The sequence below is a fragment of the Streptomyces sp. NPDC052052 genome, from assembly GCF_040680455.1.
Lineage (GTDB): Bacteria > Actinomycetota > Actinomycetes > Streptomycetales > Streptomycetaceae > Streptomyces.
In genome coordinates this window covers 236893-251840 of the sequence record NZ_JBFAWU010000007.1, presented here as the reverse complement: position 1 = coordinate 251840, position 14948 = coordinate 236893, and the positions used below count along the sequence as shown (strand labels likewise).

Genomic DNA, 14948 nt, shown 5'->3' with positions numbered 1-14948 from the left:
GGGCCGGCGGTGGTTCCAGCCTCCGTCGCCAGTGGCCTCGGGGCCGGTGTGCCAGGGGCGGACGCGCGTCACATCCGGCCGTGTGGGCACGGCGCCGGGCCGCTCCGACACAGGGTGTGTTTTCGGCAGCAGCGACAGCGGAGATCTGCGGCCTGGGCGAACACCGGCAACGGCGACGACGAGGAGTGACTCGCCGTCCTGGTGTTCCTCATCGCTCTCGTCAACGTCTTGAACCGAGTGAACGCCATCGTTCAGCAGCCGGTATGCAGAGATCGGCCCGCTCAGGGAGATTGACGTGGCGAACTGGGCACGCTGGCCCTGTGCCTGATGGGGCGTCACATCGAAATGCGGAGCCGGATCGGCCGCACCTTGTCATCCCGTTCAGGGGTGCCGGGACGTCCGGAACGATCACCCTTCGCCCCGTCGGCCCGTGATCGGTGTCGCGTCGCACACCCGGGTCCGGCCGGTCGAGGGCGTCCAGATGAAGATCGATTGGGGGTGGACGTCGTCGAGGGAGGCGTGCAATCCGGCATCCCGCGACAGCGTTGGCCGGGAGCTGTCACCCGAATCGGTCACCGTTGCCGAGTTATCTGCCGGTGAGCCGTATTTCCCCCATACGGCCCGTAGTTGTTGCCGCGGCGAGCGGATGGGGGTGGTTTTGTAAGTGCGCCGGGCGATCGTCGCAGGCGCCGAGGAGGCGCATCCCCCGCCGGAAGAGCGGGGTCGGCCCCTCACCGACTACACGAGAGTTTGGAGAGTTCATGTCATACCGTCAGGGTCAGCGTGTCGAGTACCGCGACCAGCAGAACCAGAAGCAGCAGGGTGAGATCCGGCAGACCGAGGGCAGTGGCGCCTCGACTCGCTACGCCATCCGCAACGAGCGGACCATGCGGGAAGACCAGGTCAGCGAGAACCAGATCGAGCGGGAGCTGTAACCGGCGCCCCTGCTGACGCGACCGCCGCTGCACCTGACTGGGGTGCGGCGGTGGTCGTTCTCGCGTCGGGCCCCAGGGGCGCGATGCGCACATGCGATGGCCGGTGGCCGCTTGGCGCGGACGAGAGTCGCGATGCGCGCGGGCTCGCGCCACGGGCAGTTGGTCGAGAAGTGCGCCTCGGCCAGGCCGGATTCGATCACGCGCCGAAGCCGTCATCCGGAGCGTCGGTTGCCGGAGGCGTGCACTCGTGGCCGTCGCTGTTGATCCAGTGGCCGACCTTCGCCAGGAGGGGCATCGATTCGGCCTCGGCCTGGAAGGTGAAGGTGACGTCTGTCGTCTCGACCCGCAGTGCGAGCTGGCCGGGTGGTCGGTGGAGTGTCACGGGACTCGGGTGGCATCCGCCTGCGATGAGCTCCGCCGTGACCTGGGTGTGGGTGAGGGTACCGGCGAACGTGGCGAGTGTCGTCGTTCCCGGGACGGGAAGGCTGATGGCGTCTCGCCAGGTCTGCACGCTGATCGCCGTGATGCGACGGAAGCGACAGACGCAGAACTCGGCGTCTCCGTGGGAGAACAGATGGGGCCAACGCCGCCGCTTGCTCACTCGACCGATATCCCACGGCGGCTCGAGCGGCGCCGCGATCTCTTTGATGGTGGCGCCGCAGTGCAGCGGGCCGATGGCTGCGGTGGCGCCGAACTGGGTCAGGGCGCGAAGGGCGGTCACGTGCGGGAGGGTGCCACCTGACCTGCTCGGATGGCCACCGATTTTCGGCGCGGCCCGGTGAGCGTCGGCGTGGGAGCCGACCGGTCAACTCGTGGTGCACCAGCGTCGCTTCCAGGTGGAAAGGGCGGTCGGAAGGGTCTTGACTGCGCGGTGGATTCACCGCTGGGGGAAGGGTGGTGTGAAAGTCTGAACGGTGGTTCACTTGTTTGCATGGCCTACCGGAAAACGCCCGCGGTGCACCATCGACTGGCCTCGACCCGGGAGCGCCTGGTCCGGCAGGCCACCTCCGTGGTCGCCGAGGCGGGCTGGGCCAATGCCTCCGTCACAGCGGTCGCCGCCGCGGCCGGGATCTCGGTCGGCTCGGTCTACCAGCATTTCCCCTCCAAGGGGGCGCTGGCCGTGGAGGTCTTCCGCCGTGCGGCCGGGCGGGAGGTCGAGGTGCTCTGCGGGGTGCTCCGCGATGGCGGTGGGGACCCGGTCGAGAGACTCGCGCGCGGAGTCGAGGCCTTCGCCCGCCGTGCCCTGGAATCCCGCGGCCTGGCCCACGCCCTGCTCGCGGCACCGGCCGAACCGGCCCTCGGGCAGGAGCGGTTGTCGTTCCGGCGCCGGTACCGAGAAGCGTTCGTCGAGGTGATCCGTGAGGGCATCGGCGCCGGTCTGCTCCCCGCGCAGGACGCCGAGGTCACCGCCGCGGCGCTGACCGGCGCCATCGGGGAGGTGCTGGTGGAGCCGCTGTCCGATCCCGTCGAGGGCGCCGTCGCCGATCAGCTGATCGGTGAACTGGTGGCGATGTCCCTGCGCTGCGCGGGTGCCACGCCACCGAGCCACTCCTACGACCCCAAGGACTCCGCATGACTGCCATCGCCGACGCGACCGCACACACCGCACCGCGCAGCAATCCTGACTCGCGCACGCATGAGGTGACCAACCAGACCCCGCCGCTGGTCGGCCACGACGTCGCCGACGACGCCGTACTGCTGGAGGGCCTGCGGCGCGAGGGTGCCGAGTGGTACGCCGACGACCTGCACCGCCTCGGCCGGCTGACCGGCTCGGAGCAGGTCCAGCGCTGGGCGGAGGAGGCCAACCGCAACGAGCCGGAGTTGCGGACCCACGACCGCTACGGGCATCGGATCGACGAGGTGGACTTCCACCCCTCGTACCACGCGTTGATGGACGTGGCCATCCGCGAGGGACTCGGCGGCACGCCGTGGGCCGAGGACAGGCCGGGCGTACATGTGGCGCGTGCGGCGGGCTTCATGGTGTGGAGCACGGCCGAGCAGGGCCACTGCTGCCCCGTGTCCATGACCTACGCGGTCGTTCCCGCACTGCGCTCCGCGCCCGAACTGGCAGCGGTGTACGAGCCGTTGCTGACCAGTCGGGTGTACGACCCCGGTCTGCGCGCGCCTACGGGCAAGCGTGGCCTGCTCGCAGGCATGGGCATGACAGAGAAGCAGGGCGGTACCGATGTCCGGACCAACACCACCGTCGCCGCCGAGCAGCCCGACGGCACCTGGCGGCTGCGCGGCCACAAGTGGTTCACCAGCGCCCCCATGAACGACCTGTTCCTGGTCCTGGCCCAGGCCCCGGGCGGACTGTCCTGCTTCCTGGTGCCCAGGGTGCTGCCGGGCGGCAGCCGGAACACCTTCCGCATCCAGCGGCTCAAGGACAAGCTCGGCAACCGCAGCAACGCCAGCAGTGAGCCCGAGTTCGACGACACCGTCGCCTGGCTGGTCGGCCCCGAGGGGCACGGGGTGCGGACCATCATCGACATGGTCACGATGACCCGCCTCGACTGCGTCCTGGGTTCCGCGAGCGGCATCCGTGCCGGGCTCACCCAGGCCGCCCACCACGTCCGGCACCGCTCCGTGTTCGGTGCCAAGCTGATCGACCAGCCGCTCATGCGCAATGTGATCGCGGACCTGAGCCTCGAATCCGAGGCGGCGACCACCCTGGCCCTCCGGATCGCGGGAGCGGCCGACCGGGCCCGGCGCGGCGACGCACAGGAGCGGGCGTTCCTGCGGCTGGCCACGGCCGTCGGCAAGTACTGGGTCTGCAAGCGGCAGCCCGCGGCGGTTGCCGAGGCACTGGAATGTCTCGGAGGCAATGGCTACGACGAAGCCTCCGGCATGCCCCGGCTCTACCGTGAGGCCCCGCTGAACGGCATCTGGGAGGGCTCCGGCAATGTCAACGCGCTCGATGTGCTGCGTGCCCTGACCCGTGAACCCGAGTCCCTGGACGCCTTCTGCGCCGAGATCGAGGCCGCTGCCGGGGCGGACTCCCGGCTGGACGATGCCTGGCGGGAGCTGCGCGAAGAGTTCATGCTCACCGACGACGCGGCCCTGCGCTCCCGCCGTCTGGTCGAGCGGATGGCGCTGGTGCTCCAGGGGTCACTGCTGGTCCGTCACGCTCCGGCTCCGGTGGCGGATGCCTTCTGCAGGTCGCGGCTCGCGGGTGACCGTGGGCTGGCCTTCGGCACGCTCTCCGCGGGCGCGGACCTGTCGGGCATCATCGCGCGGCTCCCGGGAGCAGTCGGTTGAACCCCCTCCGGGCGGCCGGGCCCTGCGGCGGTCATGGTGCGCAGGGCGCCGGCCCTTCGGCTTGCTCATCGACGGCACAGTGCTGTGTTCGGCCGTGAGGCCCGCGACCGGGGCCCGCTGGGTGGCTGCCGGGCCGGTGATGCCTGTCCGAGGTGTCCCGCAGCCTGGTGATTCCTGCTCCGGCCGGGGGCGTGAGCGCGGCGCTGCCTCCGGTGAGCGCGTGCCGGGAAGCCGCCCGGACGGGTGACTGGCGCATCAACTCGGCTGTGAGAACAGGGATTCGACCAGCCTCGATTTCTACCCGTATGGCGTACGGGTGCTCGGCGTTTCGCTAGGAGTCTTGGCGTCAGCCTTTTGGTATGCCCGATATGACAGCAATGGGGGGAATAAGTACGTTCGGTCACGAGTCGACTACTCAAGTCGACCATCCTGAGACAGGAGAAGTGACATGGTTACACGTTCCGCCATGGTGACCGCAGCTGTCGCGGCCGCCGTGGCTCTGGCCGCCACGGGCATCACCTTCACCTCGGCCGTCGGCACCGGCTCCACCGAGGAAGCCCCGGTCGTCCAACGCGCCGCACCCCCGGCCGCGCCTCCGTCCGTACCTTCGGCCGCGCCTCCGGCCGCGGCTCCCGAAAAGGCTCCCGAAAAGGCTCCCGAAAAGGCCCCCGAGAAGGCTCCCGAAAAGGCGTCCGACGCCGGTAAGGCCGACCAGGGCAGCGAGGGCGGCCAGGGCAGCGAGGGCCGGGGCAACGACAACGGCAGTGGCGACGACGGTGGCAGGGGCGGTAACGAGGGCCGGGGCAACGACAACGGCCGTGGCAACGACGAGGGTCGCGGCAACGACAACGGCCGGGGCAACGACGAGGGTCGCGGCAACGACGAGGGCCGGGGCAACGACGAAGGTCGCGGCAACGACGAGGGCCGGGGCAACGACGAGGGTCGCGGCAACGACGAGGGCCGAGGCAACGGTGGTCGCGGCCGGGGCTACGGCGAGGGCAGGATCCAGATCAACGAGCGGACGTACTCCGCCTCCCCCGGCGGCTGCATCACGGTGGCCAGCGGACTCGGTTCCACGAGCTTCAGCGTCTTCAATGACAGCTGGCGCACCGTCGAGGTCTTCCGTGGTGCCACCTGCGACAACGGCGGTCCCGTCGCGGTGGTCGGGCCCCACGGCTCCACCTCGGGCATCGTCTCGAAGCCGGTCCGAGGAGGGATCTTCGTCCCGCACGGAGTGGGCGGAAGCTTCCGCGTGGTCGCCCACCACTACGGTTACGGCAGTTACGGATACGACTACTGACGGAATCGTCTGCGCGGTACCACGAAGAACCCCGGCCCGACGGAGTCTGCTCACGTCGGGCCCCTTGCTTCCGCCTCCCCGCACGGCGGGCACCGGTGGTGTCCGGTTTCTCCGAGCCGGTGAGAACTCCCGTGACGCCGAGTCCTCGCGGGATGCGCCGTCAGGGCGTCAGCATGATGCCGGTGACCAGATGCGGGCGGATCTGGACCGCGCAGTTCATCACCCGGTCCGACCACGGCCTGATCAGCTGCTGGTAGCACATCAGGTCATCCGGATCGGTCACCGGGCGACAGTATCCCGTCGCGACGACACTCCAGCCCAGATGCGTCAGAGGATCGATGTCGTCGGCCTGATAGGCGACCACGACCCCCTGGTCGCCATGGCTCCGGGCCTGGACGAACAGGTCCGAGTCCTGGTGGGTGCGGATGACGATCCGACCGCGGTCCAGCAGATGGTTCACCGGCCGGATCGCCGGCAGGGCGCGCTGGGTGAAGACGACCCGGCCGAGCGACGTCTCGCCGAGCAGCCTCAGGGACTGGTCCTCCGTCAACTCGACCGTGCGACGGGGTGCGACGGCTGCCGGGTCGGCTTCCCGGGCCGTCCCCCAGGGCGCGAGCGGCGCCGACGGCAGGGACGGCCGGGACAACGGATGACCTGCCTGGCTCATGGGGCTGCCTCGTCTCCTGAACGGTGAGTCTGTCGCACGAGTAGACCCCGCACCGCCGTCCCCGCGCCAGGGTCGAACGGCCCAGGGCCGAACGGCCCTAGCCACGCCGGACCCGCGATGGGTTCACTGCGGTGGACCGCATGCCGCGGGCCGGCCCAACGGCGGCTCCGGGGGTCGGCCCTCGGCATGTGGAGCGTTCGGTCGGAGCGGGTGGTGCGGATGCGCACAGGAGGGGGACGCGGTGATTGCCGTCGTCGGACACGGAGACCTCGGTGCCAGGACTCTGGAGCTGGTGGAGGCCGAACTGAGAGCCCGGCTGGACGGCCTGGCCGAGTCGGTGGCCGCTCTCGTACGGGTCGGGGCGGGGTTGCCGCTGGTGTTCGGGCGCGTCGCCCGGGAAGCCGGACGGAAGCTGACCGTACTGCTGCCGGCTCAGGGCGCGGTGCCCGCGCTGCTGCCCGAAGGCGACCGGCGGGCCGCGGGAGAACTGCTGGTACTGGCCCAGCAGGTCCGGCTGCTGGCCTTCGATCCGGCCGACCGTGACGCGTGTGTCAGTGCCGACGAACGCCTGGTGGAGGAGGCCCGAACCGTCCTCGCCGTGTGGGACGGCTCACCGTCGAACGGCCAGGACGCCACCGCGCACCTCGTCGCCTATGCCCGGGCGCGCGGGATCCCGGTGGAAGTCGTCTGGCCGCACGGCTCGGTCCGGGGGTGGGCATGAGCACCTCGGTGCGTGAACGGGAGCGAGTGACCGACGAACCCGGGGCCGACGACCGGCAGGGCATCGGCGCGCGCCCCGGATTCGCATGGCTGCTGGTGATCACCGCGGCCCTGGGACTTCTGTGCTCCTTCGTGATCACTGTCGACAAGTTCGAACTGCTCGCCGACCCCGACTTCGTCCCCATCTGCTCGTTGAGCCCCGTCGTGTCCTGCACCAATGTGATGCGCAGTGAACAGGCCTCGGTGTTCGGCTTCCCCAACCCGCTCATCGGGCTGGCCGCCTTCGGGCTGGTCCTGGGCATCGGCGCCGGCCTGCTCGCAGGCGCGCGCTACCGGCGCTGGTACTGGCTGGGGCTGAACCTGGGCGCTCTGTTCGGCGTCGGCTTCTGCATGTGGCTGATGACGCAGGCGCTGTACGAGATCGGCGCGCTCTGCCTGTGGTGCGTGCTCGTGTGGGTGGTCACCATCCTCCTGTTCTGGCACACCACCCTGCACAATCTGCGCCACGGCATCCTGCCCGCACCACGTGCCGTCCACGCGGCGGTACAGGAGTTCCCGCTCGTGGTGCCGGTGACGTGGTGCCTGATCATCGCGATGCTGATAGCAGTCCGGTTCTGGTCGTACTGGCAGACGTTTCTGTGACCCCGACGACGCCCGCGGTGTCGTGATGGATGTTCGTGGCCGGGACCCCGGCGGCGGCCAGCCGGGCGAGGACGGAGCGCGCCGTGTCTGCCGAGGACGCTTCGGGCGCCAGGGCCAGAAGGACATGGTGCTGGTCTGCGGTCCCGGGGCGCCGCGCCAGTACTTCCTCCACGGCCCGCAGCCCCGGATCGGCGGAAGGGCCGGCCGTGAGGACGGTCAGCCAGGGGCGTCCGCGGTGCAACGCTGCCAGATACGCCGCGTCGTACACGGCCTCTCCCACCCCTTCGTCCAGAAGAAGACGCACCCGGTGCGCACGGGACCGTTCGGAGTCGATCTCCTGGAGCAGCGCCTTCATCGCGGCCCATCCGGTACCGGAGGCGATCAGCAACAGGTCGGGACTGGGTGTGTGACCGGGCAGGACGAGCGCACCGCGTGGGGCGCTCAGGCGCACCGTGCCGCCCGCCCGCGTGCCGTGTACCAAAGCGTCACTGACTCCGCCGGCACCGCGTGCCCGTACATGGAACTCCAGCTCGCCGTCCGGGCGGGGTGCGCGAGCCAGGTAGTAGGGGCGCCAGGCCTGCTCCAGCAGCGGCGACTCCAGGGACGCGTACTGACCGGCCCGGAAGGCATAGGGCTGATGGGGGCGGACCCTCAGCACCGCGAGGTCCGGCGTACGCAGCTCGTGCGCGGTCACCGTCGCCTCCCAGCTCGGCGGTTCGGCGATCGCCTCGTCCGCGCCCCTGACCATTGCCGAGACGGCCAGCCGCAGCATCCGCAGCCAGGCCTCCTCCAGCGCCCCCGTCCACCGGACGCCCGCACGCATCCGCAGCGCTTCGACCAGCGCCACCTCGAACGCCTCGAAGTGGGCGGGGCGCACTCCGAGCTTGCGGTGGTCCCGGCCCAACTGGGCGAAGGTGCCGGTCAGCTCGTCCGGCTGGTGCAGATGGCCGATCAGGTAGCGGAAGATGTGGACCAGATGCGCCTGCTGGAACGCCATCGACGCGGGGAACAACGACCGCAGATACGGATGCCTCTCGAACAGCCCCCGGTACAGCTCGGCGATCAGTTCCTCCAGGGGGCTCACCAGCGCCAGGGACTCGCTGACCAGGTGCTGGTCGGCCGCTCCGTCGTACGCCCGCGGAAGTGCGGGGGGCGAGGCCATTGGATCCGTGTCGGACACGGACAGGATCCGCCGCCGCAGCCGCATGGCGTCGTGCCGTGCCAGCAGTGCGTGGTAGTCCTCGCTCGGGGTGTTCATGGACCGGTGACTCCTTGGGACGGCGCGGTGGGGGGCCGGGACACCAAGACGCCCCGGCTGGCCGGACTGTCTCGGCGGGCGTCAGTATGGCACCGAGCCCGGCCCGCAGACCGGCCCTGGTCACAGGGCCTTTCGGCCCTGTTCAGAAGCCGTTCGGCATGCAGTTCGACCCCGGTGAACCGGCCCGCGGACGAGCGCACATACTGGTGCGAGCCCCCTTCCCCGAACCGATCGAGCATGGTGTGAACGACTTCGCCGAGTCCCCGCCGAGCACGGCCCCGTCAGGGACCGCAGCCCCCGTACGCGTCTTCATCCTCGACGACCACGAGGTCGTCCGGCGCGGTGTACGTGATCTGCTGGAGGCCGAGGACGGCATCGAGGTCGTCGGCGAGGCGTCCAACGCCCGTGAGGCGCTGGCCCGGGTACCGGCCAGCAGGCCGCAGGTCGCCGTGCTGGACGTGCGCCTCGGAGACGACTCCCGGGGCGATCACGCCGGCATCGAGGTCTGCCGTGAGCTACGGGCCCTGATGCCGGAACTGGCCTGCCTGATGCTGACCTCGTTCGACGACGACGAGGCACTGTTCGACGCCATCATGGCGGGCGCCGCCGGTTACGTGCTGAAGCAGATCAACGGGGCCGATCTGATCGCCGCCGTCCGCACGGTCGCCTCCGGCACCTCGATGCTCGATCCGCGGACGACCTCCCGGGTCATGGCGCGGCTGCGGGGCCCCGAGCGGACTCCCGCCGAGGAACCCGAGGCATCGGAGCTGGACCAGCTCACCGCCAGGGAGCGGCAGATCCTGGACCTGATCGGCGAGGGCCTCACCAACCGGGAGATCGCCGAACGCCTCTTCCTGGCCGAGAAGACCGTCAAGAACCGCATCTCCACGATCCTCGCCAAACTCGGTGTCGGCCGCCGGATCCAGGCCGCGATGCTCGTCGGCAAGATCAAGGACCGTCAGGGACAGTCCCCGGTGCGGCGAGTCTGACGGGCACCGGCCCGTAGGCCGACGTCAGTCGTGGAGCGGCGCGCGCCAGGTGATCCGGGTGCCGCCGTCCTCGGGCCGTTCGATGGCGAAGGTACCGCCGCACAGCTGCGCCCGCTTGCGCATATTGACCAGGCCTGCGCCGCGCCGTTCCGGACGCCCGCCGTCGCCGGCCGGCGTCTCCGCTCCGGAGGTGCCCGCCACATCGGCGGGAATGCCGATGCCGTTGTCCGTGACGGTCAGGGTCACCGCGTCGTCGGCCGACAGCACGATGGCGATACGGCTCGCACGGGCGTGGCGGGACGCGTTGGACACCGCCTCGGCGGCGACCGCCAGCACATGCTCGGCGAGTTCGTCCGGAACCGTGGTGTCCACCGGCCCGTCGATCTGCACCGTGGGCCGGAAGCCCAGCGCCTGTGCGGCCGTACGAGCGGTCTCCGCCATCCGGTGCCGCAGCCCGCTCCGGCCCGTCCCGTCCGCGGTGCGCAGGTCGAAAATGGTGGACCGGATGATCCGGATCGTGGTGTCCAGATCATCGACCGCCCGGCTGACGCGCTCGGCGGCTTCCGGACGGTCCGCAATGGTCCGGGTGGTGCTCTGGAGCGTCATCCCGGTCGCGAACAGCCGCTGGATCGCCAGATCGTGCAGGTCGCGGGCGATCCGGTCCCGGTCGTGCAGCACCGCGAGCTCCTCGGACTCGGCCCGCCTGCGGGCGAGTTCCAGCGCGATGGCGGCCTGGTCGGCGAAGCCGGAGACGAGCGCGATCTCGGTGTCGTCGAACGGCGGGCGGTCGACCGGCCGGCCCAGGCGCAGTGCGCCCAGCGCCCCGGTGTCGATCTGCAACGGCACGGCCACCACCGGACCCAGTCCGTCCTCGGCGCCGTCGCCGAACGGATGGGCGCGCGGATCGGTTCGTACATCGGCGCTGTGCACGGGCGTTCCGGTACGGGCGGCGAGGCCGGCCAGCGACGCCTGCGCCGGAACGGACAGCCCTCTCACCCGGTCGGAGTCCCGGCCGTGGGCGACGGTGACCGTCAGGCGCTCCCCGGTCGCCGACTCCGCCGGGGCCCCGGAAAGGGACGAGGTACGCGGCGGTGGCGTGGGCAGCAGAATCACCGCCCGGTCGGCCCCCGCCACCTCCATCGCCCGTTCGGCGATCAGATGCAGGACCGTGTCCGCGTCCGTACCCGACAACAGGGAGCGGGTGATCTCGCCCAGCGCTTCCAGCCGCTGTTCCCGACGACGGCTCTCCTCGTACATCCTGGCGTTGTCGATGGCGACACCGGCGGCGATCGACAGGGTGGTGAGCACCGCCTCGTCGTCCGCGTCGAAGCTCACCCCGCCCCTCTTCTCGGTGAGGTACAGGTTGCCGAACACCTCCTCGCGCACGCGTACCGGTACACCGAGGAAGGTGCGCATCGGAGGGTGATGCGGCGGAAAGCCGAAGCTGCGCGGATGACTGCTCAGATCGGTGAGCCGCAGCGGCTCCGGATGCCGGATCAGCTCGCCGAGGATCCCCCGGCCGCACGGCGACTGCCCGATCTGCGCCGCGATCTGGTCCGACATGCCCACCGGCAGGAACTCCTGGAGCTTCTGCCCGTCCCCGACGATGCCGAGTGCACCGTACTCCGCGTCGGTCAGCGTCACCGCCGCCTCCACGATGCCGCGCAGCACCTCGGGCAGTTCCAGGCCCCGCCCCAGGCTCATCACGGCATCCAGCAGGCTCTGCATCCGGTCCGGCCGGCTGGGCTGTGGCCAGGCCGCCGACACGGGGCAGGAGGAACCGGGGGAGCGGACCTCGGGGGAGCCGTGCTCGGGGGTCGCTGTGTTCGCCATCGGGGTGCCGTTCTCCGATCCGTGTGCCGGGCATCTGCTCACCGGATCACCACAGGGCTGGAACCGGTCCACGGACGGTCAGCTTACGGCAGCGCGATCGTCGCGGGTCGGGCGGTGCGCACATCCCGGGCCGCCGCGACCGGGGCCGGTCGGCCGGTGGACGCGTCCGGCCGTAGGGCCGATCGGCCCCGTGGAAGGTGCCCGTGGGTCCCTGGAGGGCGCCGCTGCGGGCGATCAGCATGGTGCGGTCGGGAAGGTCCGGTCCCCTCGTGATCCCCGGACCTTCCCGACCGCCCCCAGGACCGACACCCCGTGCGGCCGGGGGCGTTCGGAGAAACGCAAGAGCTGGAGGACACGGTCCGGTGGACGCAACGGAATCCCAGGGCAATCAGGCCGCCCCCGTACAAGGGCCGAAGCCCCCCGTTCCCGGGGCCGACCCCGTCGACGCGCCGGGCGGCCCGACCGGTCGCCGTCCCGCTGGGACGGGCACGACGGAACCCGGCGCCGTGCGGCCCGGCACCGAGCTGCCGGGCCGTTCGTCACGCGGCCGGATCATCGTGTCGTGGCTCACGACGACCGACCACAAGCAGATCGGCACGCTCTATCTCGTCACCGCGTTCGTCTTCTTCCTGATCGGCGGGGTGATGGCGCTGGTGATGCGCGCCGAACTCGCCCGTCCCGGGACGCAGATCATCTCCAACGAGCAGTTCAACCAGGCATTCACCATGCACGGCTCGGTCATGCTGCTGTTGTTCGCCATGCCACTGTTCACCGGTTTCGCCAACTGGCTCATGCCGCTCCAGATAGGCGCGCCCGATGTGGCCTTTCCGCGACTGAACATGCTCGCGTACTGGCTGTTCCTCTTCGGTTCGCTGATAGCCGCGGGTGGATTCCTCACCCCGCAGGGTGCCGCGGACTTCGGATGGTTCGCCTATGCCCCGTTGTCCGACGCCACCCATTCCCCGGGGATCGGCGCCGATATGTGGATCATGGGTGTGGCGCTGTCCGGATTCGGTTCCATTCTCGGCGCGGTCAACTTCATCACGACCATCATCTGTATGCGGGCTCCGGGAATGACCATGTTCCGGATGTCGATCTTCACCTGGAACGTGCTGCTGACCGCCGTACTCATCCTGCTGGTCTTCCCGGTCCTCGCCGCGGCCCTCTTCGCACTGGAGATGGACCGGAAATTCGGCTCCCACATATTCGACGCCGCCAACGGCGGCGCACTCCTGTGGCAGCACCTGTTCTGGTTCTTCGGGCATCCCGAGGTCTATGTGCTGGCCCTGCCGTTCTTCGGAATCGTCTCCGAGATCGTCCCGGTCTTCTCCCGGAAGCCGATGTTCGGCTATATCGGACTCGTGGCCGCGACGATCGCCATTGCCGGGTTGTCCGTCACCGTCTGGGCGCACCACATGTATGTGACCGGAGGTGTGCTGCTGCCCTTCTTCTCCTTCATGACCTTCCTGATCGCCGTACCGACCGGGGTGAAGTTCTTCAACTGGATCGGCACCATGTGGAAGGGATCGCTCTCCTTCGAGACACCGATGCTGTGGGCCACCGGATTTCTCGTCACCTTCGTCTTCGGCGGACTGACCGGCGTCATTCTCGCCTCACCGCCCCTGGACTTCCATGTCTCCGACTCGTACTTCGTGGTCGCTCATTTCCACTACACACTCTTCGGTACGGTCGTCTACGCGATGTTCGCCGGATTCCACTTCTGGTGGCCCAAGTTCACCGGCAAGATGCTCGACGAACGCCTGGGGAAGATCACCTTCTGGGTGCTGACGATCGGATTCCATCTCACGTTCCTCGTGCAGCACTGGCTCGGTGCGCAGGGAATGCCCAGGCGCTACGCGGACTATCTCGCCGCCGACGGCTTCACCGCCCTCAACACCCTCTCCACCATCGGCTCGTTCCTGCTCGGGCTGTCGTTCCTCCCGTTCTTCTACAACATCTGGAAGACCGCCCAGTACGGCAAGAAGACGACCGTCGACGACCCCTGGGGCTATGGCCGGTCCCTGGAGTGGGCCACCTCCTGTCCTCCGCCGCGGCACAACTTCACCGCCCTGCCCCGTATCCGCAGCGAGTCCCCGGCCTTCGACCTGCACCATCCGGAGATCGCCGCACTCGACCCCGCCGCACCGCACTGACCCCCGTCCCCACCCCGGGCAAGCCCCGCCACCGAAGAGAGTGCTGACCGATGACCCCTGGTGTTCTGGCGCTCGGCGCCACCGTGCTCTGCGCATCGGGCCACGTCTGGTATCTGCCCGCCTGTATCGACCTGCGTGCGGGGCAGGACCGCCCGCGCTCCCGTCGGCTGGCCGCGGCCGCCGTACTGACCGGGTGGGGGGCCGCGGCCCTGGCCATGTTCGCCGCGCTCACCCCGGCCGGTCTGTACGCGGCCGTACCGCTGGGGGCCGCGGGTACGGCGGCCACACTCTCCCTGGCCGTCCGGGCGAGGCTGTGCCGGGGCGGGGAGCAGCGTGAGGCGGAAGCCCGCTGGGCGGCGCTCTTCCCGGCCCGGGCCACGGCCCCGGGCCGGCGTGCCAAGGAGGAGTGAGGGGCCGTCGGCGGGAACGCCGCACAGTCCACTGCGGGCACGGAACGGGCGGCCCGCGGTGGACTCCGCGGGCGCCCGGCTGCGTGGCTACTCGAACGGTGTGGTGTCGCCGGATCCGCGGCGCGTGATGTCGGCCCCGCCTCCGGTGAAGTCGACGACGGTGGTCAGTTCGGTACCGCAGTCACCGGAGTCGACCACGGCGTCCACCTCGTGGTCGAGCCGTTCCTTGATCTCCCAGCCCTGGGTCAGCGGCTCGTCCTCGTCGGGCAGGAGCAGGGTGCTGGACAGCAGGGGCTCGCCGAGGTCGGCGAGCAGGGCCTGGGTGACGACATGGTCGGGAATCCGGACCCCGACGGTCTTCTTCTTCGGGTGGAGCATCTGACGCGGCACCTCCTTCGTGGCCGGGAGGATGAAGGTGTAGGGCCCGGGGGTCGCCGCCTTGATCGCACGGAACACGTCGTTGTCGATATGGACGAACTGGCCCAGCTGCGCGAAGTTCTGGCACATCAGGGTGAAGTGGTGGCGGTCGTCGAGGTGCCGGATCGACCGGATGCGGTTGATGCCGTCGCGGCTGCCCAGCTTGCATCCCAACGCGTAGCAGGAATCCGTCGGGTACGCGATGAGCGCGCCTGAGCGGATGCTGTCGGCCACGGTGTGGATGGTGCGGGTGTGAGGGTTCTCGGGGTGGACGTCGAAGTACTTCGCCATCCGCCGAGCTTAACCTCGCGGCTTCATGACGGTCCGCCGACGGAGTCGGCGGACCGTTTCGTGTTCTGCGGCTGA

At 69.9% G+C, this 14948-nt stretch carries 14 protein-coding genes; 9 read left to right on the top strand and 5 right to left on the bottom strand.

What is annotated here, in order from left to right:
* The first annotated feature begins 761 nt into the window (after window positions 1–761).
* Window positions 762–935 (top strand): hypothetical protein, encoded by a 174-nt coding sequence (locus AB0L71_RS11390; RefSeq protein ID WP_365240844.1) that lies wholly within the window; start codon window positions 762–764, stop codon window positions 933–935.
* 196 nt (window positions 936–1131) lie between these two features.
* Here AB0L71_RS11390 and AB0L71_RS11385 read toward each other — a convergent pair whose 3' ends face one another.
* Window positions 1132–1656, bottom strand: a complete 525-nt coding sequence (locus AB0L71_RS11385; RefSeq protein ID WP_365240842.1) for a hypothetical protein — start codon at window positions 1654–1656, stop codon at window positions 1132–1134.
* A gap of 210 nt (window positions 1657–1866) precedes the next feature.
* Between AB0L71_RS11385 and AB0L71_RS11380 the strand changes: the two genes are divergently transcribed.
* The 3 genes from AB0L71_RS11380 to AB0L71_RS11370 all read left to right on the top strand — a co-directional run bounded on the left by AB0L71_RS11380 (window position 1867) and on the right by AB0L71_RS11370 (window position 5493).
* On the top strand, window positions 1867–2511 hold the full coding sequence (locus AB0L71_RS11380; RefSeq protein WP_365240840.1) for a TetR/AcrR family transcriptional regulator: 645 nt from the start codon (window positions 1867–1869) through the stop codon (window positions 2509–2511).
* Window positions 2508–4193 (top strand): acyl-CoA dehydrogenase family protein, encoded by a 1686-nt coding sequence (locus AB0L71_RS11375; protein WP_365240837.1) that lies wholly within the window; start codon window positions 2508–2510, stop codon window positions 4191–4193. The genes AB0L71_RS11380 and AB0L71_RS11375 overlap by 4 nt, the downstream gene beginning before the upstream one ends.
* Window positions 4194–4641: 448 nt before the next feature.
* On the top strand, window positions 4642–5493 hold the full coding sequence (locus AB0L71_RS11370; RefSeq protein WP_365240835.1) for a hypothetical protein: 852 nt from the start codon (window positions 4642–4644) through the stop codon (window positions 5491–5493).
* A gap of 160 nt (window positions 5494–5653) precedes the next feature.
* On the opposite strand, the gene AB0L71_RS11365 is transcribed toward AB0L71_RS11370, so the two are convergent.
* Window positions 5654–6160: a pyridoxamine 5'-phosphate oxidase family protein gene (locus AB0L71_RS11365; protein ID WP_365240832.1), complete on the bottom strand. Its 507-nt coding sequence runs from the start codon at window positions 6158–6160 to the stop codon at window positions 5654–5656.
* A 241-nt stretch (window positions 6161–6401) separates the two neighbouring features.
* Between AB0L71_RS11365 and AB0L71_RS11360 the strand changes: the two genes are divergently transcribed.
* Both AB0L71_RS11360 and AB0L71_RS11355 read left to right on the top strand, forming a co-directional pair.
* Window positions 6402–6881, top strand: coding sequence for a hypothetical protein (locus tag AB0L71_RS11360; RefSeq protein ID WP_365240829.1), 480 nt, complete (start codon window positions 6402–6404; stop codon window positions 6879–6881).
* Window positions 6878–7522, top strand: coding sequence for a vitamin K epoxide reductase family protein (locus AB0L71_RS11355; RefSeq protein WP_365240827.1), 645 nt, complete (start codon window positions 6878–6880; stop codon window positions 7520–7522). The genes AB0L71_RS11360 and AB0L71_RS11355 overlap by 4 nt, the downstream gene beginning before the upstream one ends.
* On the opposite strand, the gene AB0L71_RS11350 is transcribed toward AB0L71_RS11355, so the two are convergent.
* A complete protein-coding gene (locus tag AB0L71_RS11350; RefSeq protein ID WP_365240825.1) occupies window positions 7467–8780 on the bottom strand; it encodes a globin domain-containing protein in 1314 nt (437 codons plus the stop codon). The two genes, AB0L71_RS11355 and AB0L71_RS11350, sit on opposite strands and share 56 nt — an antisense overlap.
* 242 nt (window positions 8781–9022) lie before the next feature.
* Between AB0L71_RS11350 and AB0L71_RS11345 the strand changes: the two genes are divergently transcribed.
* Window positions 9023–9769 (top strand): response regulator transcription factor, encoded by a 747-nt coding sequence (locus AB0L71_RS11345; RefSeq protein WP_365240978.1) that lies wholly within the window; start codon window positions 9023–9025, stop codon window positions 9767–9769.
* A 24-nt stretch (window positions 9770–9793) separates the two neighbouring features.
* Here AB0L71_RS11345 and AB0L71_RS11340 read toward each other — a convergent pair whose 3' ends face one another.
* Window positions 9794–11497, bottom strand: a complete 1704-nt coding sequence (locus AB0L71_RS11340) for a GAF domain-containing sensor histidine kinase (protein WP_365240975.1) — start codon at window positions 11495–11497, stop codon at window positions 9794–9796.
* 611 nt (window positions 11498–12108) lie between these two features.
* Between AB0L71_RS11340 and ctaD the strand changes: the two genes are divergently transcribed.
* A complete protein-coding gene (ctaD, locus tag AB0L71_RS11335) occupies window positions 12109–13755 on the top strand; it encodes a cytochrome c oxidase subunit I (protein ID WP_365240972.1) in 1647 nt (548 codons plus the stop codon).
* A 50-nt stretch (window positions 13756–13805) separates the two neighbouring features.
* Entirely contained in the window at window positions 13806–14165 is a 360-nt protein-coding gene (locus AB0L71_RS11330; RefSeq protein WP_365240822.1) for a hypothetical protein, read from the top strand.
* Between the two features lie 87 nt (window positions 14166–14252).
* On the opposite strand, the gene AB0L71_RS11325 is transcribed toward AB0L71_RS11330, so the two are convergent.
* Window positions 14253–14873: an L-threonylcarbamoyladenylate synthase gene (locus AB0L71_RS11325; protein WP_365240820.1), complete on the bottom strand. Its 621-nt coding sequence runs from the start codon at window positions 14871–14873 to the stop codon at window positions 14253–14255.
* Window positions 14874–14948: the final 75 nt, after the last annotated feature.

Excerpts from the sequence above, each read along its gene's own strand:
- AB0L71_RS11390 (WP_365240844.1), top strand. The coding sequence starts at position 762 with ATGTCATACCGTCAGGGTCAGCGTGTCGAGTACCGCGACCAGCAGAAC.
- AB0L71_RS11380 (WP_365240840.1), top strand. The coding sequence starts at position 1,867 with ATGGCCTACCGGAAAACGCCCGCGGTGCACCATCGACTGGCCTCGACC.
- AB0L71_RS11375 (WP_365240837.1), top strand. The coding sequence starts at position 2,508 with ATGACTGCCATCGCCGACGCGACCGCACACACCGCACCGCGCAGCAAT.
- AB0L71_RS11370 (WP_365240835.1), top strand. The coding sequence starts at position 4,642 with ATGGTTACACGTTCCGCCATGGTGACCGCAGCTGTCGCGGCCGCCGTG.
- AB0L71_RS11365 (WP_365240832.1), bottom strand. The coding sequence starts at position 6,160 with ATGAGCCAGGCAGGTCATCCGTTGTCCCGGCCGTCCCTGCCGTCGGCG.
- AB0L71_RS11355 (WP_365240827.1), top strand. The coding sequence starts at position 6,878 with ATGAGCACCTCGGTGCGTGAACGGGAGCGAGTGACCGACGAACCCGGG.
- AB0L71_RS11350 (WP_365240825.1), bottom strand. The coding sequence starts at position 8,780 with ATGAACACCCCGAGCGAGGACTACCACGCACTGCTGGCACGGCACGAC.
- AB0L71_RS11340 (WP_365240975.1), bottom strand. The coding sequence starts at position 11,497 with ATGCAGAGCCTGCTGGATGCCGTGATGAGCCTGGGGCGGGGCCTGGAA.
- AB0L71_RS11330 (WP_365240822.1), top strand. The coding sequence starts at position 13,806 with ATGACCCCTGGTGTTCTGGCGCTCGGCGCCACCGTGCTCTGCGCATCG.
- AB0L71_RS11325 (WP_365240820.1), bottom strand. The coding sequence starts at position 14,873 with ATGGCGAAGTACTTCGACGTCCACCCCGAGAACCCTCACACCCGCACC.